A 553-nucleotide genomic window follows, 5' to 3' on the forward strand; every position below is an offset into this window, starting at 1 on the left:
CTCGGTTGGTGTGAGCGGGTGCCGGAAGCGGATGAGGTGCTGCCTGCGCCGCTGCCGCCGTACCGGGTACTGACCGGGCTGGTGGACCGCTTCGGGCGCACACAGACGTTCCACCGCGAAGCCGCCGGTGAATTCAGCGGCGAAATCACCGGCGTGACGGATGGTGCCTGGCGTCACTTCCGGCTGGTACTGACCACGCAGGCGCAGCGGGCAGAAGAAGCCCGGCAGCAGGCCATTTCCGGCGGGACGGAACCGTCCGCTTTTCCTGATACCCTGCCGGGTTACACCGAATATGGCCGGGACAACGGCATCCGTCTGTCTGCCGTGTGGCTGACGCACGACCCGGAATACCCGGAGAATTTACCTGCCGCGCCGCTGGTGCGCTATGGCTGGACGCCACGCGGCGAACTGGCGGTGGTGTATGACCGTAGTGGCAAACAGGTGCGCAGCTTTACTTACGATGATAAATACCGGGGCCGGATGGTGGCGCACCGTCACACGGGCCGGCCGGAAATCCGTTACCGTTACGACAGCGACGGGCGGGTGACAGAAC

General features: G+C 65.3%; 1 pseudogene. It reads left to right on the forward strand.

Annotated elements, in window-relative coordinates:
• Positions 1-553 (forward strand): annotated as a pseudogene (locus RHEIN_RS18800) (hypothetical protein); the annotation flags it as partial.

This window comes from Rheinheimera sp. A13L (genome assembly GCF_000217935.1).
Lineage (GTDB): Bacteria > Pseudomonadota > Gammaproteobacteria > Enterobacterales > Alteromonadaceae > Pararheinheimera.